Annotated in this window: 14 protein-coding genes and 1 pseudogene; 9 read left to right on the top strand and 6 right to left on the bottom strand. The window is 73.9% G+C overall.

The genetic code is table 11. From position 1 onward, the window contains the following. The first annotated feature begins 7 nt into the window (after nt 1–7). The 5 genes from ACFV1W_RS09915 to ACFV1W_RS09895 all read left to right on the top strand — a co-directional run bounded on the left by ACFV1W_RS09915 (nt 8) and on the right by ACFV1W_RS09895 (nt 6,194). Nucleotides 8–1,210 carry a sensor histidine kinase gene (locus ACFV1W_RS09915; protein WP_380414801.1) on the top strand — a complete coding sequence of 401 codons (1,203 nt, stop codon included), beginning with the start codon at nt 8–10 and terminating at the stop codon, nt 1,208–1,210. Continuing rightward, the gene (locus ACFV1W_RS09910) at nt 1,207–1,857 is read left to right on the top strand and encodes a response regulator (protein WP_380414799.1); all 651 of its coding nucleotides are present in this window, start codon (nt 1,207–1,209) and stop codon (nt 1,855–1,857) included. The genes ACFV1W_RS09915 and ACFV1W_RS09910 overlap by 4 nt, the downstream gene beginning before the upstream one ends. 177 nt (nt 1,858–2,034) lie before the next feature. Then, nucleotides 2,035–2,904, top strand: coding sequence for a 3-hydroxyacyl-CoA dehydrogenase family protein (locus ACFV1W_RS09905; protein ID WP_380414797.1), 870 nt, complete (start codon nt 2,035–2,037; stop codon nt 2,902–2,904). A gap of 388 nt (nt 2,905–3,292) precedes the next feature. Beyond that, nucleotides 3,293–3,610 carry an STAS domain-containing protein gene (locus tag ACFV1W_RS09900; protein WP_030282030.1) on the top strand — a complete coding sequence of 106 codons (318 nt, stop codon included), beginning with the start codon at nt 3,293–3,295 and terminating at the stop codon, nt 3,608–3,610. A 292-nt stretch (nt 3,611–3,902) separates the two neighbouring features. After that, the gene (locus ACFV1W_RS09895; RefSeq protein ID WP_380414795.1) at nt 3,903–6,194 is read left to right on the top strand and encodes an ATP-binding protein; all 2,292 of its coding nucleotides are present in this window, start codon (nt 3,903–3,905) and stop codon (nt 6,192–6,194) included. A gap of 4 nt (nt 6,195–6,198) precedes the next feature. Here ACFV1W_RS09895 and nucS read toward each other — a convergent pair whose 3' ends face one another. Then, nucleotides 6,199–6,858 carry an endonuclease NucS gene (gene nucS / locus ACFV1W_RS09890; protein WP_380414793.1) on the bottom strand — a complete coding sequence of 220 codons (660 nt, stop codon included), beginning with the start codon at nt 6,856–6,858 and terminating at the stop codon, nt 6,199–6,201. A 483-nt stretch (nt 6,859–7,341) separates the two neighbouring features. On the opposite strand from nucS, the gene ACFV1W_RS09885 reads away from it, so the two are divergent. Then, a complete protein-coding gene (locus ACFV1W_RS09885; RefSeq protein WP_380414792.1) occupies nt 7,342–7,734 on the top strand; it encodes an SCO5389 family protein in 393 nt (130 codons plus the stop codon). Between the two features lie 76 nt (nt 7,735–7,810). Here ACFV1W_RS09885 and ACFV1W_RS09880 read toward each other — a convergent pair whose 3' ends face one another. Then, nucleotides 7,811–8,959 (bottom strand): LLM class flavin-dependent oxidoreductase, encoded by a 1,149-nt coding sequence (locus tag ACFV1W_RS09880; protein WP_380414902.1) that lies wholly within the window; start codon nt 8,957–8,959, stop codon nt 7,811–7,813. A gap of 391 nt (nt 8,960–9,350) precedes the next feature. On the opposite strand from ACFV1W_RS09880, the gene ACFV1W_RS09875 reads away from it, so the two are divergent. Continuing rightward, nucleotides 9,351–9,674 (top strand): ATP/GTP-binding protein, encoded by a 324-nt coding sequence (locus tag ACFV1W_RS09875; protein ID WP_380414790.1) that lies wholly within the window; start codon nt 9,351–9,353, stop codon nt 9,672–9,674. Between the two features lie 34 nt (nt 9,675–9,708). On the opposite strand, the gene ACFV1W_RS09870 is transcribed toward ACFV1W_RS09875, so the two are convergent. After that, on the bottom strand, nt 9,709–10,476 hold the full coding sequence (locus ACFV1W_RS09870; RefSeq protein WP_380414788.1) for an ABC transporter permease subunit: 768 nt from the start codon (nt 10,474–10,476) through the stop codon (nt 9,709–9,711). A gap of 1 nt (nt 10,477) precedes the next feature. Next, on the bottom strand, nt 10,478–11,482 hold the full coding sequence (locus ACFV1W_RS09865) for an ABC transporter ATP-binding protein (RefSeq protein WP_380414786.1): 1,005 nt from the start codon (nt 11,480–11,482) through the stop codon (nt 10,478–10,480). Between the two features lie 169 nt (nt 11,483–11,651). On the opposite strand from ACFV1W_RS09865, the gene ACFV1W_RS09860 reads away from it, so the two are divergent. Both ACFV1W_RS09860 and ACFV1W_RS09855 read left to right on the top strand, forming a co-directional pair. Next, complete coding sequence (locus tag ACFV1W_RS09860) at nt 11,652–12,449, top strand: alpha/beta fold hydrolase (RefSeq protein WP_380414784.1); 798 nt, start codon at nt 11,652–11,654, stop codon at nt 12,447–12,449. After that, entirely contained in the window at nt 12,446–12,757 is a 312-nt protein-coding gene (locus tag ACFV1W_RS09855) for a hypothetical protein (protein ID WP_380414782.1), read from the top strand. Before ACFV1W_RS09860 ends, ACFV1W_RS09855 begins: the two co-directional genes overlap by 4 nt. Nucleotides 12,758–12,860: 103 nt before the next feature. Here ACFV1W_RS09855 and ACFV1W_RS09850 read toward each other — a convergent pair whose 3' ends face one another. Both ACFV1W_RS09850 and ACFV1W_RS09845 read right to left on the bottom strand, forming a co-directional pair. Further along, on the bottom strand, nt 12,861–13,790 hold the full coding sequence (locus ACFV1W_RS09850) for a cellulose-binding protein (protein WP_030282004.1): 930 nt from the start codon (nt 13,788–13,790) through the stop codon (nt 12,861–12,863). Between the two features lie 117 nt (nt 13,791–13,907). Then, nucleotides 13,908–16,303 (bottom strand): annotated as a pseudogene (locus ACFV1W_RS09845) (hypothetical protein); the annotation flags it as partial.

Here is a 16,303-nt window from a genome sequence, read left to right as displayed (position 1 = left end):
TGAGGGTGTGCTCGTACCGTCCGTCTCCCCGCGCCGGCTGGACCGGCTGATCGCCCTGGCCGGGCTGCTCGGCGGCGGGCTGCTGATCGTCTTCAGGGTGTACGACCAGCCCGAGCGCAATCCGCTCTGGTCGGTCCTGCTGACGTTGGTGGTGATGGCCGGGCTGGAGCTGGTCCGGCGGACCCGGCCGGTGCTCGCGGTGACGGTGGGCGGGCTGGCCTGTGCGCTGTGCCTGCTCACCGGCAGTCTGCTGGCGACGCTGATCATGTACACCGATCTGCTGTACGCGGCGGTGGTCTACGGCACCCGGCGGATGTCGAAGGTGCTGCACCTGACCAACGGGTCCACCGTGCTGGTGCTCTCCGGCCTCGCGCTGTACTACGGCGGTACCTCGGCCGGGCTGCTGATCGTGGTGGTCAGCTCGCTGCTCTTCCTGGCGCCGGTGTGGACCGGCGACGTGGTGCGCAAGCACCGACGGGAGGCGGAGACCGAGCGGCTGCGGGCCGAACAGACCGCGCTGCTCTCGGAGATGGACCGGCGCGAGGCGGTCGGCGCCGAACGGGCGAGGATGGCGCGGGAGTTGCACGACGTGGTGGCCAACCACCTGTCGGCGATCGCGATCCACGCCACCGGCGCGCAGTCGGTGGCCAAGCGGCGACAACTGGCCGAGGACGATCCGCTGGTGGAGGTGCTGGCCGTCATCCGGGAGAACAGCGTCCAAGGGTTGGCCGAAATGCGTCGCATGATCGGACTGCTCCGGGACAGCGGCGGGGGAGAGGCCGACGAGTCCTACGCGGCGCCCGACCTGGCCGCGGTGGACGCCCTGCTGGCGAAGGCACGGGCGGCCGGGCAGGACGTGGGGCTGGAGTTCGAGCTGACCGAGGACGGCGAGCGCGGCGAGGTCCCGGTGCCGGTCGGGCTGGCCGCGTACCGGATCGTGCAGGAGTCGCTGACCAACGCGCTCAAGCACGCCGGGCCCGGACTGGTCGCGGTGCGGCTGGAGTTCGGCCCCCAGGAGCTGCGGATCGGCGTCGACAGTCCGTACCGGGACGAGCCGGGCCGCGAACTGCCCGGAGCCCGGGCCGGACTGGTGGGCATGTCGGAGCGGGCCGGGCTGCTCGGCGGCAGCTTCGAGGCGGGGCCGCTGAACGGGTACTGGAGCGTGCGCGCGGTGCTGCCGCGCGGCCGGGAGAGCGAGGAACGGGCATGACGATCCGGGTGCTGGTGGCCGAGGACCAGGCCGCGGTGCGGGCGGCGCTGGTGATGATCCTGCGCGCCGAGCCGGAGTTCGAGGTGGTCGGCCAGGCCGCGGACGGGGAGGAGGCCGTCCGGCTGGCGCTGGAGCTGCGGCCGGACGTGGTGCTGATGGACGTGCAGATGCCCCGGCTGGACGGCGTTTCGGCGACCCGGCAGGTGGTCGGCGCCGGGGCCGCCCAGGTGCTCGTGCTGACCACCTTCGACCTGGACGAGTACGTCTACGGCGCGCTGCGGGCCGGCGCGGCCGGGTTCCTGCTCAAGGACCTGGAGGCGGACACCCTGGTCGAGGGCATCCGGACGGTGGCGCGCGGGGAGGGCATGCTGGCGCCGTCGGTGACCAGGCGGCTGATCGGCGCCTTCGCCCGCCCGGAGCGGCCGGTCGGTCCGGAGGCCCGGGCGGCGGTCGCCGGGCTGACCGGGCGCGAGCGGGAGGTGCTGGCGTGCGTCGGGGCCGGGATGTCCAACGGGGAGATCGCGGCCCGGCTGGAGATGGCGGAGGCGACCACCAAGACCCACGTCAGCCGGATCCTGGCGAAGCTGCGGCTGCGCAGCCGGGTGCAGGCGGCGATCGTGGCCCAGGACCTCGGCCTGACCATCTGACGAGCGTCCTGATCAGCTGACCACGTCGGTTGCAGATCACACTCCCGATCGCTACTGCACGGCGGATTCGGGCACTAAAGTCCGGCGCAGAGCAATGCGGCTCCTTGGCGGCGATCCCTGCCTGAGCCGCCTTCAGGGTCCGCCCGCAGGGCGGCGACGGCATCGGGAGACCCAGCCATGAGCAATGCGTCCAGCAAGCAGATCGCCGTGATCGGTGCCGGCCTGATGGGCGCCGGCATCGCCCAGGTGTCCGCACAGGCCGGCCACCCGGTGGTGCTGCGGGACGTGACCGAGGAGGCGCTGCAGCGCGGCCTGGCGGGCATCCGCGCCTCGTACGAGAAGTTCGTCTCCAAGGGCAAGCTGAGCGCCGAGGACGCCGAGGCCGCACTGGGCCGGATCACCACCACCACCGACCTCGGCGCCGTGGCCGAGGCCGACATCGTGGTCGAGGCCGTGTTCGAGAACCTGGAGGTCAAGGAGGGCGTCTTCCGCGAGCTGGACAAGCTCGCCAAGGACGGCGCCGTGCTGGCCTCCAACACCTCCGCCATCCCGATCACCCGGATCGCCGCCGTCACCCAGCGCCCCGAGTCGGTCGTCGGCGTCCACTTCTTCTCGCCGGTCCCGATGATGAAGCTGGTCGAGCTCGTCCGCGGCTACAAGACCGGCGACGAGACCATGGCCGCCGCCCGCGCCTACGCCGAGGGCGTCGGCAAGGAGGTCGTGGTGGTCAACCGCGACGTGGCCGGCTTCATCACCACCCGCCTGATCACCGCCCTGGTCGTCGAGGCCGCCCGCCTGTACGAGTCGGGCGTGGCCACCGCCGAGGACATCGACACCGCCTGCCGCCTCGGCTTCGGCCACGCGATGGGCCCGCTGCAGACCGCCGACCTCACCGGCGTGGACATCCTGCTGCACGCCGCCCGCAACATCTACACCGAGACCCAGGACGAGAAGTTCGCCGCCCCGGAGATCATGGCCCGCATGGTCACCGCCGGCGACCTCGGCCGCAAGAGCGGCCGCGGCTTCTACCCGTACGAGGCCAAGTGACCCGGAGGGGCTGAACGACCTGGTGGGCCGTGCGATCGGAGCATCGTACGGCCCACTGTGCCGGGGCGGGTGAGTTTCCTCACGCCGGGTGCCGCAGACGGGTGATTTGGGCGGTAATCGAGCGTAGGTGTGGAGAGTTCCTGCGTATATTCCCTCGGACGAGTGGAGTTGCTTCAGACCAGGGCGGAAACCAGCAACCTGCGGCGCTGCTCCACCGTCAGATGAGGGAACCCGGCAGAGCGACCGGGGCCGGGTGCGGACCGAGCCGTCACAGGCGTTCCGCCCGGACCGCCCACCCGGATCCACCCGATCCGGGGCCACCCCGCCTCCCGGCACGGCCGGGACCGGACCCAATCCCGACCAGGCCACCCAGGCGAAGGAGGAGAGCATGCGCATCACCGGCGACCACACGGCGCTGGCCATCGAAGGCCGCCTCGACGTGCGCACCGCCGCCGACGCGCGGGTCCTGCTGCACCAGGCCGTGGACGGCGGTCTCGGCGACCTCGTGCTCGACCTCGCCCGACTGGAGTTCTGGGACGCCACCGGACTCGGTGTGATCATGGGCACCCACCGGCGGGCCGGCCGGATCGGCCGCCGGCTCGTGCTGCGCTCCGTCCCCGCGCAGCTCCAGCGGCTGCTGGTGGCCACCAAGCTGCACCGCATCCTGGCCGTCGACGGCGGCATCGCCGAGGCGCACGTCAGCTAGGACGTCCGGAAGATCCGGAAAGGACGTCCGGAACATCCGGAACGTCCGGAAGGTCCAGCACGTCCGGGCCCCTCCGGCCCGAGCGCCCGTCAGGCCCCTCGCCTGCGGCGATTCCGCCGCCATCCGCCCCGCACCCGGACCGCGCTGCACGGGCGGCCCCGGATGTGCAAGAGTCTGCCCGTCAGATGACGGCCGCCCGGGGCCGGCTGCCCACAGCCCGCCCGCGGCCGCGACCCAGACGTGTGCCGGCCGGCGCGGGACGCCGGCGGCCGACCACGATGCGGAGCAGAACGTGGCACAGCCATCCGGGGAGTTCCGGCAGGAGGTCGCCCGCACCCGAGGCGGCGAACTGGTCTCCGGCGGCCTGCTGGTCGGCGTCGGCGCCCCGGACGGCTCCGAGGCGCGGCCCTGCCCGCCGGAGTGGCGCCCCCGCCCGCGCCGGATCGAACGCAGCGAGCCCGCCCGGGGCCCGGTCGGCGGCGTCGGCCGCGCCGTCGGCCCGCTCGCCCTCGGCGCCGGGCCCACCGACCTGCCGCTGCTCGACCGCGAGGCCGACATCGCCGAACTGCTCGGCCTGCTGGCCGAGGGCCGCTCGATACGCCTGGTCGGCCAGGCCGGCTCGGGCCGCAGCACCCTGCTGTCGGCCGTCGCCGAGGCCGCGGCCGACCTCGCCCCCGGCGGGGTCGTCCAGCTCTGCGGACACCGCCGCACCGCCGCGGACCTGCTCCAGGACCTCTTCGCGGCCACCCACCACGCCCCCGGATTCCGGCCCGACCCGGGCCAACTGGCCGCCCACCTCGCCGGGGTCGGCGCGGTCGTCGTGATCGACGAGGCCGAGCCGACCGGCGCCGAGCTGGAGGAGCTGCTGGCCGCCGCCCCGGGCTGCGCCTTCCTGATCTCGGTCGCCCCCGACACGCCGCCGCTGCCCGCCGACTCCCGGCTGCGGGACCACCTCGTCCCCGGGCTGTCCCGGGCCGCCTGCCTCGCCCTCACCGCCCGGCTGGCCGGGCGGCCCCTGGACGTCGCGGAGAAGGCCTGGGCGGTCGACCTCTGGTTCGAGTCCGAGGGCCTCCCGCTGCGCTTCGTCCAGGCCGCCGCGCTGCTGCGCCAGCGGGACGTCTCGGTGGACGCGCTGGTCGCCGCCGAGGAGGACCGGCAGGACGTCTTCGGCGCGGTCGACGAGCCCGTCCGGGACCCGGACCCGGCGATCCGGGAGGACGCGCTGCGGCGCACCGTGCCGCTGCCCTCCGTCGCCGAGACGGCCTCGCCCGCGGTCCGGCTCGCCGAGGGGCTCAGCGAGCCCGCGCAGGCCGTGCTGCGACTGGCCGTCGCGCTCGGCGGGGAGTGCCCCACCGCGCCGCACCTGCCCGCTCTGATCGACGTCGGCCAGGGCGAGAGCGCCCTGGCCGAACTCGCCGACGCCGGGCTCGCGGTGTCCATCGGCGGCCACCACCGGCTCACCGCCGGCGCGCTCGAACTGCTCGCCCCGCACTGGCCCGCGCGCGGATGCGTCGACGGCGCCGCCCAGCACTTCGCCTGGTGGGTCGGGCACAGCTCGGTGTCGCTGGAGCAGATCGCCGCCGAGGCGGAGGTGCTGATCGGGGTGCTGCTCGCGGACCGGACCGCCGGGCGGCACGAGGCGGTCGTCCGGCTGGCCCGGGCGGCGGCGCCCGCCCTGGCGCTGTCGCTGCGCTGGGGTGCCTGGGAGCGGGTGCTGCAGCTCGGCCTGGAGGCGGCCCGGCACATCGGCTCGACGGTCGACCAGGCCTGGTTCCACCACGAGGCGGGCGTGCACGCTATCTGCCTCCAGCAGCCCTCCCGGGCGCTCGCCGAACTGGAGACGGCGCTCACCCTGCGGGTCACCGCCGGGGAACAGCGCGGGGTCGCCTCCGCGCGCCGGATGCTCGACCTGCTGCGCGCCGACGGCCGGCAGCTGCCGGCCGCCGCGCCCGCCACGGCGGCGCCCGGCCGCGGGCCGGTGATCCGCAAGATCGCGGCCCGGGTGCCGGCGAAGCTGAAGGCCCGTACCGGGAAGCGGCGCGGGGCGGTGGTGGCCTCGGCCGCCGTGCTCACCTTCGGGGTGCTCGGGACGGCGGTGGCGATGAGCCTCACCGGGCCGGACGAGCACAGGGCGAACGACCCGCACGCGCGGCTGGACGAGGTCGGCGACACCGGCAGCGCGCCGATGCCGCTGCCGTCCGCGGACCACAGCCAGGGCACCGCCGGGACCGAACCCGGGAGCCCGGCGGGGACGGAGACCGCTCCGGAGCCCTCGGCGAGCGGCAGCGCGTCGCACTCGCCGGGCGCCTCGCCGTCGAAGCGCCCGAGCTCCTCGCCGGGGGCCACCGGGTCGCAGGCCCCGCCGCAGTCCCAGTCGCCGGTCCCGCAACCTGGACAGCCGCAGGGCGGTACAGCGGGCGGCGGTACCGGCGGTGGCGGTACTCATTCCGGCGGCGGGACCAACCCCACGCCCTCGGCGACCCCGTCCACGACCTCGTCGGCCCCGGCTCCGACCTCCTCGCAGACCGCGTCGGCCACTCCGAGCGGCACGTCGGGCCCGTCGTCGAGCCCGACGAAGAACTGACCGGTCAGAACAGCTTGAGCTTGTCGTCGTCGATGCCGCGCAGCTCGTCGTAGTCCAGCACCACGCAGCCGATGCCCCGGTCGGTGGCCAGGACGCGGGCCTGGGGCTTGATCTCCTGCGCGGCGAAGACGCCCTTGACCGGGGCCAACAGCGGGTCCCGGTTGAGGAGTTCGAGGTAGCGGGTGAGCTGTTCGACGCCGTCGATCTCGCCGCGGCGTTTGATCTCGACGGCGACCGTGGCGCCGTCGGCGTCGCGGCAGAGGATGTCGACCGGGCCGATCGCGGTCGGGTACTCGCGGCGGATCAGCGACCAGCCGGCACCGAGCACCTCCATCCGGTCCGCCAGCAGCACCTGGAGGTGTGCCTCGACGCCGTCCTTGATCAGGCCCGGGTCCACCCCGAGCTCGTGGGAGGAGTCGTGCAGCACCTCCTCCAGCGTGATGATGAGTTTCTCGCCGGCCTTGTTCTCCACCGTCCAGACCCCGTCGGCCTCCTTGAGGGCGCACGGCGGGGACATCCAGTTGAGCGGCTTGTAGGCGCGGTCGTCGGCGTGGATGCTGACGCTGCCGTCGGCCTTGACCAGGATCAGTCTGGTGGCGGAGGGCAGATGGGCGGAGAGCCGACCGGCATAGTCGACTGAGCAGCGGGCAATTACGAGACGCACGGTCGACCACGCTAGCCCACTGGGGCCAGTTGATGCGATTCCGCGACGACCGGGTGAAGAAAGCGCGAACCCCGCGAACATGGAGGTTCGGCGGGCCCGCCGCCGCTCCCCGGCGCTCTGGCGTACGCCCCCCAAAGGCCGCTACGGTGTGTGACGGTACGGATGCGGGGTCGCTGTCAACGGGGATGGAGACTTCAGATGAACGATCCGACGGGATCCGGCCAATCTGGTGCACCACGCCGTGTTTCCGAAGTAATCCCTAGGAATGACCAGCCTGCTCCGCCGTTGACTGCCACGCTGTTCTGACGCGGTCGGTGTTCAGGACGTCACGTCCCGTGGCGCCGCCGCCTTCGCAAAGATGCCGGAAACCCCCCGTCCCACGGTGTTCCGGACATCACCTGCGATTTCGCGCACCCTCACTGTGAGCTTGGACTACGCATGACCACCCGGGCGCCGCGCGGGTGGACCGCGAGAGGAGAATCCATGTCGCTCGACGTCTCACCGGCCCTGCTGGAGAAGGCCGAGCGGGGCGAGGTCGACGAGCGGGAATTCGTCGACTGCGTCCGCGTCTCGCTGCCCTACGCCTGGGACCTGATCAGCTCGTTGGTCGCCCAGGCGAAGGTCGACGGCACCGACTTCGCCGACAACCAGGTGCCGCCGCCCAGCGAGCAGGCCCGCGGCCAGCTGCTGCGCGCCCTGGCCAGCGATGCCATCCGGGGCGCCCTGCAGCGCCACTTCGGGGTCCGGCTGGCGTTCCAGAACTGTCACCGGGTGGCGGTGTTCCTGCCGTCGGCGGCCAACGAGGCGCGGTACGACCGCTTCACCTCCGTCCGGGAGCAGCTGCTCAACCAGTCCGAGGAGCTGCGGGACTGCTGATTCGGCCGGTGTCGGCCGCCCCGTCCCCCGGTGCGGAGGGGGGGAGGGGCGGCGGCCCGGCCCGGCGATGGTCGCGTCAACTCAGCTGCGGCAGCACCTCGGAGCCCAGCCGGGCGATGTTGTGCAGGGTCGCCTCGTGGTCGCCGCTGCCCTCCGCGAGCAGGGCGAACCGCCGGATGCCGGTGCGCTCGGCGGTGGCCAGCAGCCGGTCGGCGCACTGCCTCGGGGTGCCCACCGCGTGGAGGTCGCAGAGGAGTTCGGTGTACTGGTGCGGGTCGCGCATCTTGCGCTCGCGGCCGTCCACGGTGCGGTGGGCGCCCAGCCCGTACTCGAACCAGCCGGGCATCGCGTTCAGCAGGGTGGCCCGGGCGGCCGCGGTGCGGTCGTCCACCTGGGCCACCCCGGCCGCGACGTGCTGGCGGGTCACCCGGCGCAGCTGCTCCTCGCCGCGCCCGGCGGCCAGCCAGGCGGTGCGGTAGAGCTCCAGCATCCGCAATTTGTCGTCGTCGCCGGAGTGCATCCCGAGCAGCATCGGCAGCCCGCGCTCGGCGGCGAGCTTCACCCCGCCCGGGGAGGTGCAGGCGACCACCACCGGCGGGCCGGCCACCGGCCGTCCGGCGGCGTTGCGTTCCTCGCCCAGGCCCTCGGTGTCCTGGCGCTGGCGGGGGAAGCGCACCGGGCCGGACGGGTCGTCCAGCCCGAGCCAGCTGCCCAGGCCCGGGCGGCGCGGAGCCTCGGTGGCCTGCGGCACCACCGCCACCTCGGGGAAGCTGAACTGGGGGCCGTCCGCGCCCACCCGGGAGCCGCGCAGCCAGCGCAGCAGCAGGTCCAGCCGCTCCGGGAAGCCGCTCTCGAAGGCGTCCACGCCGCTGCCGAACACGTCCAGGTCGATCCACGGCCCGCCGCGGCCCACCCCGAGCGTGAAGCGCCCGCCGGAGGTGAGGTGCAGCAGGGCGGCCTGTTCGCCGAGCGCCACCGGGTGAGCGGTGGAGAGCACGCTGACGGCCGTGCCGATGCCGATCCGGCGGGTGCGGCCGAGCAGCAGCGCGGCGAGGGTCGCGGCGTTCGGGCAGACCCCGTACGGGACGAAGTGGTGTTCGGCCAGCCAGACGCTGTCCAGGCCCGCGCGTTCGGCCTCGACGGAGGCCCGGACGGTGCGCTCCAGCACCTCGCCGTGGCTCTGCCCGGGGAACTGGGCGGACAGCAGGAACGCGCCGACCCGCACCGGGGCGGTGTCCGGCGGCAGCGCGCCGGCGCGCTGGGCGGCGGTCAACGGCTCCCCCGCGACGGCGGTCACCGGTGGGACGGAGGTCAGCGTCGGGCCGGGGGCGGGCGGCCGTACGCCGACGGGCCGGCGGGTCTCGGCGCGCGGGCTGGTCTTGGTCATCCTGGGGGCCTCCTCGGGTGCACGCAGGGTCTGCGGGCCCCGCCTGTCCCCTCGTGGGTATCCGATGTCATGTGCCAATGGCACGCTGAACCCCGAATTTCCCCGATGATCGGGTGGATCTCGGCAAAAACACCGGACGGTGGGCCGAAGCCGTGATAGGGGCCCGGGAGGGGGACGGACACCCGTAGGCTGGAACGACTTCGAGACCCCGGAAGAGAGGCAGTCCGCCGTGCCCCGCCGCAACCGGATCAAGAGCGCCGCCCCCCGCGAGAGCGCCGTGCCGGCCGCCGCCCCGCTCGGCGGATCGCTGCGCCGTACCGAGAACTACCAGGGCGACGACTGGGTGGTGCAGACGGTCGCGGGCACCTCGGGGCGGTTCTACCGCTGCCCGGGCTGCGACCAGGAGATCCCGCCCGGGATGGGCCACGTGGTGGCCTGGCCGATGCACGGCGGCGGGGTGGACGACCGGAGGCACTGGCACCGGGCGTGCTGGGGAGCACGGGAGCGCCGGGCCTCCAACGTCCTGCGGGGCCGCGGCGCTCCGCGGTACTGACTCCGTACTCCTCGAACCGGCTGCTCGAACTCCCTCAGGCGTCGCGGCTCTTGAACACCAGCGCGCCGCCGACCAGGGCCGCCGCGGTCCAGGCCAGGCAGATGGTGAAGCCCGCCCAGGGCCCGTACGGCTGGCCGTTCTGCTCGTACACCAGCAGCACCCGCGAGCCGGCGTAGTCGGGGAAGTAGTGGGCCAGGGTCTTGACCTTCGGCACCGCCGAGAGGATCGGCGAGAGCAGGAAGAAGAACGGCACCAGCACGCCCAGTGCGAGCGTCTGGTTGTGCAGCATGGCGGTGACGCCGGCCGAGAACAGGCAGATCATCGTCAGGTACAGCGCCGCGCCGAGCACCGCGCGCAGCACGTTCGGCTCGCTCAGGCTGGTGGAGTGCGAGCCCAGCAGCGCCTGGCCGACGAAGAACGTGACGAAGGCCGTCACCAGCGACACCGCGAGGGCCAGCACGCCGAGCACCATCGCCTTGCCGGCCAGCAGGGTGCCGCGCTGGGGGACGGCGGCCAGGGTGACCCGGATCATGCCGCTGCTGTACTCGTTGCCGATCGCCAGCACGCCGAAGACGATGATGGCCAGTTCGCCGAGCATGATGCCGGAGAAGGCCGTGCCGGTGGCGTCGAACGGGCCCTGGTCGTGCCGCCGGAACTCGGTGAAGTTGTTGTTGGTGAGCAGGGACAGCAGCGCGCCGATGCCCACCGTGACCACGAAGGCCAGTGCGAGGGTCCAGACCGTCGAGCGGACGCTGCGGATCTTCGTCCACTCGGAGCGCAGGATCGCCGGGAAGGACGCCATCTCAGTTCTCCTCCTGCCGTACCGCCGCGGTCGGCCGGTTGCCGTCCGCCTTCCAGCCCGCGCCCCAGTCACCGGGAGCGCCGGCCGCGTCCCGGCCCGGACCCTCGCCCGCGTGGTACTCCACCGAGTCCGCCGTCATCCGCATGAACGCCTCCTCCAACGAGGCCTGCTGCGGGCTGAGTTCGTGCAGCACCACGCCGTGCGAGGCGGCGAGCTCGCCGAGGTCCGCGAGGTCGCCGTCGACCACCTCGTAGGAGCCGTCCGGCCCTGGCTCGTGCCGCAGGCCGGCCCCGGCCAGGACGTCGAGCAGGCGCTCGGGCTGGGGGCTGCGCAGCCGTACGGCGGAGCGGGAGTTGCGCCGGATGAACTCCGGCATCGGCAGGTCGGCGAGCAGCCGGCCCTTGCCGATGACCACCAGGTGGTCGGCGGTGACGGCCATCTCGTTCATCAGGTGGGAGGAGACGAAGACCGTCCGGCCCTCGCCGGCGAGGCGCTTCATCAGGTTGCGGATCCAGAGGATGCCCTCCGGGTCCAGGCCGTTGACCGGCTCGTCGAACATGACGATCTCCGGGTCGCCGAGCAGCGCCGAGGCGATGCCCAGGCGCTGGCCCATGCCGAGCGAGAAGCCGCGGGCCCGCTTGCGGGCGACCGGGGTCAGGCCGACCAGGGCGAGCACCTCCTCCACCCGGCGCTCGGGGATCCGGTTGCTCTGGGCGAGCCAGAGCAGGTGGTCGCGGGCGGTGCGTCCGGGGTGGACGGCCTTGGCCTCCAGCAGGGCGCCGATCTTCTTGAGCGGCTCGCTGAGCTGCCCGTAGCGTCTGCCGTCGATGCTGACGCTGCCGCCGGTCGGGCGGTCCAGGTCCAGGATCATGCGCATGGTGGTGGACTTGCCCGCGCCGTTGGGGCCGAGGAAGCCGGTGACGACTCCCGGGGGGACCGCGAAGCTGAGCCGGTCCACCGCGAGCGTCTTGCCATAACGTTTTGTCAGGTCGTGCAACTCGATCATTGGTGCTCCCTTACTCTCTGTCAGGTTAGGACAAAGCGGATAGGGCGGCCCACTGAGTGGGCCTGCCGAGCCCACCCGAATACGGTGGCTGCATGAGCGAGCGAAGCGAGCGAATCACCGAGAGGTGCGCGTTGGGCCATGCCCCTGCCGAGCGGAACGAGGTGGGCGCATGAGTCGGCTCCCCTCCACAGTGTCCGTCCGCGAGAGCGGAACCGGAACACCACTCGTGCTCCTGCACGCCTTTCCGTTGAACGCCTCGATGTGGTCCGCCCAACTGGACGCGCTGCCCGGGCTGACCGGGGACGAGGTCCGGGTGCTCGCCCCCGACCAACGGGGTTTCGGGGGCACCGAGCTGGGCGCGGACGAGCCCTCGCTGGACCTGGTCGCCGACGACCTGGCGCTGCTCCTGGACGCGGCCGGGATCGACCGCGCGGTGGTCGGCGGGCTCTCGATGGGCGGCTACGTGGCTCTGGCCTTCGCCCGCCGCCACCCGGACCGGCTGTCCGGCCTGCTGCTGTCCAACACCCGTGCCACCGCCGACACCGCCGCCGCCCGGGCCAACCGGGAGCGGATCGCCGTCGCCGTCACTGCCCGAGGCAGCGTGCAGTTGCTGCTGGACGAGCACGTCGCGGCCGGGCAGCTCGGGCCCGACTCCCAGCACCTGGTGGAGCGGGTCCAGGCGATGGTGGCCGCCGCCCCGCCGGCCGCCGTCGCCTGGGCCCAGCGGGCCATGGCGGCCCGTCCGGACTCCCTGGACGTGCTGGCCGGGCTCCGGGTGCCGACCGCGGTGGTCGCGGGCGCCCTGGACGCCCTGGTGCCGCTGGAGGAGGCCGAGCGGATGGCCCGGGCCGCGCCGGGCGCCGAACTGACCGTCGTCCCCGGCGTGGGCCACCTCAGCGCCCTGGAGTCCCCGGGGGCGTTCGACACCGCCGTCCGCCGACTGCTCTCCCGGGTGGCCGCCGGATGAGCCCGGACCCGGCGGGCTGGGACTTCTCGGCCCTGGAGGTGACCGGCCGGATGCCGGTGACGAACCGTGGCGAGGGCCTGGTGGAGCTGACCCTGGAGCCGCTCGGCGAGGACTACTGGATGCGCCCGGGGGAGACCTTCGTCGTCACCTCGTACGGCGACTACGGGTCCGGACACCCGTTCGAGGTGCAGTACTGGCCCGACTCGGTGTCGGTCTGGTGCACCTCCTGGTTCGGCACCGTCTCGGACGACGAGGGCAACCAGCTCAGCAGCGGGCACCAGCGGCCCGACGGGGCCTACCCCCGCTGAGACCGGCCCGGGAAAAGGTGCCCGAGGTGATGACGGGGAGACGGCCGACAGGCCCTCACCCGGGAGGGTGAGGGCCTGCCACGGGCCTGCGTCAGCGGCTGCGTCAGCGCGACTGCTGGGCGGGCACGCCCATGGTGTCGTCGTTCGGCAGCGAGGCGGCGGCCACGGCCGCGCCGGTCAGCGTCGCCAGCATCTCGCGGACGTTGGTCAGCTGGGCGTTGATGCTGTCGCGGCGGTTGGTCAGCGCCGCCAGCTCGCGCTCGGATTCGCTGCGGATGCGGTCCGCCTTGGCGTTGGCGTCCGCCACGATGTCCTCGGACTGGCGCTGGGCCGTCTCGACGGTCTGGCGGGCCCGGCGCTCGGCGTCGGTGCGCAGCTTCTCGGCCTCCAGGCGCAGCTGCTCGGCCCGGTGCTCGATCTCGGCGAGGCGCTTCTCGGCCTTGGCCTGACGGGCGGCCAGGTCGCGCTCCGACTGCTCCCGGCGCTTGGCCAGGTTGGTCTCGAACTCCAGCGCGGCCTGGGCGGCCTTGGTGCGGGTCTCCTCGAAGAGGGCGTCCGCCTCCTCGCGCTTGTTCTGGGCGTCCTTGTTGGCCTCGGCGCGCAGCTGGGCGGAGTCGCTCTTCGCCTTGTCGACGATCCGCAGGCCCTCGTCCTCGGCCTTGGCCTTGCGGTCCTTGGCGTAGTTCTCGGCCTCGGTGCGGACCTGCTGGGCGGCGGCCTCGGCCAGCTCGCGGTGCTGCTCGGCGGCGCGGTGCGCCTCGTCGCGCAGGTCCTTGGCCTCCTCCTCGGCCAGTCGCAGGATCTTCTCGACCCGGGCGCCGAGACCGGCGTAGGAGGGCTCCTGCTCGGCGACCGCCGCCTGGGCGGTCTGGGTCTCCAGGTGGAGCTCCTCGATGCGCTTCTCCAGCGCGCTGATCCGGGTCAAGGCACTGTCACGGTCGGCCACCAGCTTGGTGATCCGCTCGTCGACCTGGGCGCGCTCGTACCCACGGCGCACCAGGTCGAAGCCGTGAGGGGAATGACTGTCGCTCATGGGACTCTGGGCTTCCTGTCGTCAAACCGCTGAGGTGGTTGAGGGAATCCTGACACGGTACCGGAGTGTCGACGGCGAAATGCCGTTGTCTCACGGACAATGACCGCCAATGTCCGCTCAATCGGGTGGTGCGTTCTTGGAGCGATTGCCACCCGACCGGGGAGAGCCAACTCCGGCACCGGCCTTGGCACTCCCGTCCTTCTTGGTGTTGCTTCCCCCGTTGCCCTGGGCGACCGGTGACGGTGCCTCGAACGCCTCCAGTGCCGACAGCACGTCCTGGACCCTGGAGATCTCGGTGTTGATGTCCTTGCGGCGGCGCACCAGCTCGTCCAGCTCCCGCCGGCCCTCGTCGGTGACCCGCTCGGCCTCCGCCTTCGCCTCGGCGATCAGCCGCTCGGCCTCCGCCTTCGCCAGCTCGATCTGCTCCTCCGCCGTGCGGTCGGCCTCGTGCAGCCGCTTCTCGGCCTCGGTCGCCGCGTTGTCGAGCCGCTCCTCGGCCTCCGCCTCGGCCGACGCCAGCTTGGCCTCGGCCTTCTCGATCAGCGCCTCGGCGCGGTCGGTGGAGTTGGCGAGCTTGGTCTCCGCCTCCTTGAGCAGGCCCTCGGCCTTGCGAACGGCGGACAGCCGGACCTTGCTGGCCTCCGCGGAGGCCTCCGAGGTGAGCTCGGCGGCCCGCTCCTCGGCGGCGGCGACCAGGGCGGCGGCCCGGTCCTCGGCCTCGGCCACGGTGGCGACCGCCTGCTCCTCGGCCTCCGTCAGCTGCTCCTGAGCGGCCGTCACCAGCGCGTCCACCCGCTCGCCGGCCGACTTCATGGCCGCCGCGTTCTCCTTGCGGGCCCGCTCGTGCAGCGCCTCCACCTCGGCGTCGGTGCGCTCGCGCAGCTCCTCGGCGCGCTCGCGGATCGCGGTGGCGTCCCGGCGGGCCTCGGCGAGCAGGGCGTCCGCGTCGGAGCGGCCCTTCTCGACCTCGGCCAGACCGGCGGCCTCGCCGGCCGCGACCAGCCGGTCGGCCTCCTTGCGGGCGGCGGCGACCATCGCGTCCGCCTGCTCCTCGGCGGCGGCGGTGGTGGCCAGCGCGGTGGTCTGGGCGTCCTCACCGAGCGCCTCGGCGTCCGCGAAGGCCTTCTCCAGGACGGCCTTGGCACGGTCCCGGGTGGCCTTGTCGAACTGCTCGGCGGCCTCCCGGGTCTCCGCGTCGTAGGCGTCGGCGCGGGAGTGGGTGGCGGCGTCGTACTCGTCGGCCAGCGCGCGGGTGGCGAGGGCGTACTCCTCGGCCTCCGCGCGCAGCCCGGCGGCCAGCTCCTCGGCTTCGGCGACGCTCCGGGCACCCTGGGCCTCGGCGTCGGCCACCGTACGGGCGGCCTGGGCCTCGGCGTCCGCGCGCAGCTGCTCGGCCGCCTCCCGGGCGGCGCGCAGCTCCGCCTCGGCGTCGGCGCGCAGCTGCTCGTCGTAGGCCTGGGCCTCGGCGCGCTGACGGCCGAGCTCGGCCTCGGCGGCCTCGCGCTCGGCGGTGAGCTCCAGCTCGGTCTGCTCGCGCAGCGCGGTGGTCTCGGCCTCGGCCCGGGCGCGCAGGTCGGCGCTGTACTTGTCGGCGGCCTCGCGCACCTCGGCGCTGTACCGCTCGGCCGCCTCGCGCACCTCGGCGGCGTACCGGTCGGCGGCCTCGCGCTGCTCGGTCGTCTCGCGCTCGGCGAGGGCGCGGGTCTCGGCGGCGTCCTGCTCGGCCCGCTCGCGGGTGTCCGCGGCCTCCTGCTCGGCGGTGGCGCGCAGCGCGGCGATCTGCTCGGCGGCGGCCTCGTGCAGGCCGGCCACCGACTGGCGGACCTCGGCGGCCTCCTCCTCGGCGGCGGCGACCAGTTCGGCGCCCTCGGCCCTGGCCGCGGCGACCGCGTCCTCGCCGTCGGCCCGTGCCTGCTCCAGGACGGCGGTGGCCTCGGCGCGGATGCCGTCGGCGGTGGCGCGGGCCTCGGACAGTTCCCGGCCTGCCTCGGCCCGTACCGTCTCGGCCTGCTCGTTGGCCAGCGTCAGTTCGGCGGCGGCCTTCTCGCGGGTCGCCTTGGCGTCCTCGGCGGCCTCGGCCCGGCGCTGCTCGGCGGCGGCCGCGGCCTGCTCCAGCAGCTCCTCGGCCTCGGTGCGGAGGTCGACCGCGTACTGCTCGACCTCGGCGCGCACCTCGGTGGCGTGCTGTTCGGCCTCGGTGCGGACGCGGTCGGCGTAGGCCTCGGCGTTCTCGCGCTGCTGGGTGGTCTCCTGCTGGGTGAGGGCGCGCAGTTCGGCGGCGGCCTGCTCGGCCTCGGCGCGCTGCTCGGCCGCGTACCGGTCGGCGTCCTCGCGCTGCTCGGCGGCGTACCGGTCCGCCCCCTCGCGCAGCCCGGCCGTCTCGGCGGCGGTGCGCTCGGCGAGTTCGGTGGCGTGCCGTTCGGCCTCGGTGCGGACGCGGTCGGCGTAGGCCTCGGCGTTCTCGCGCTGCTGGGTGGTCTCCTGCTGGGTGAGGGCGCGCAGTTCGGCGGCGG

Source organism: Kitasatospora sp. NPDC059648 (genome assembly GCF_042734825.1).
Taxonomy (GTDB): Bacteria; Actinomycetota; Actinomycetes; order Streptomycetales; family Streptomycetaceae; genus Kitasatospora.
Note: the sequence above shows the minus strand (reverse complement) of the source record. Positions and strands in the feature narration are given on the sequence as shown.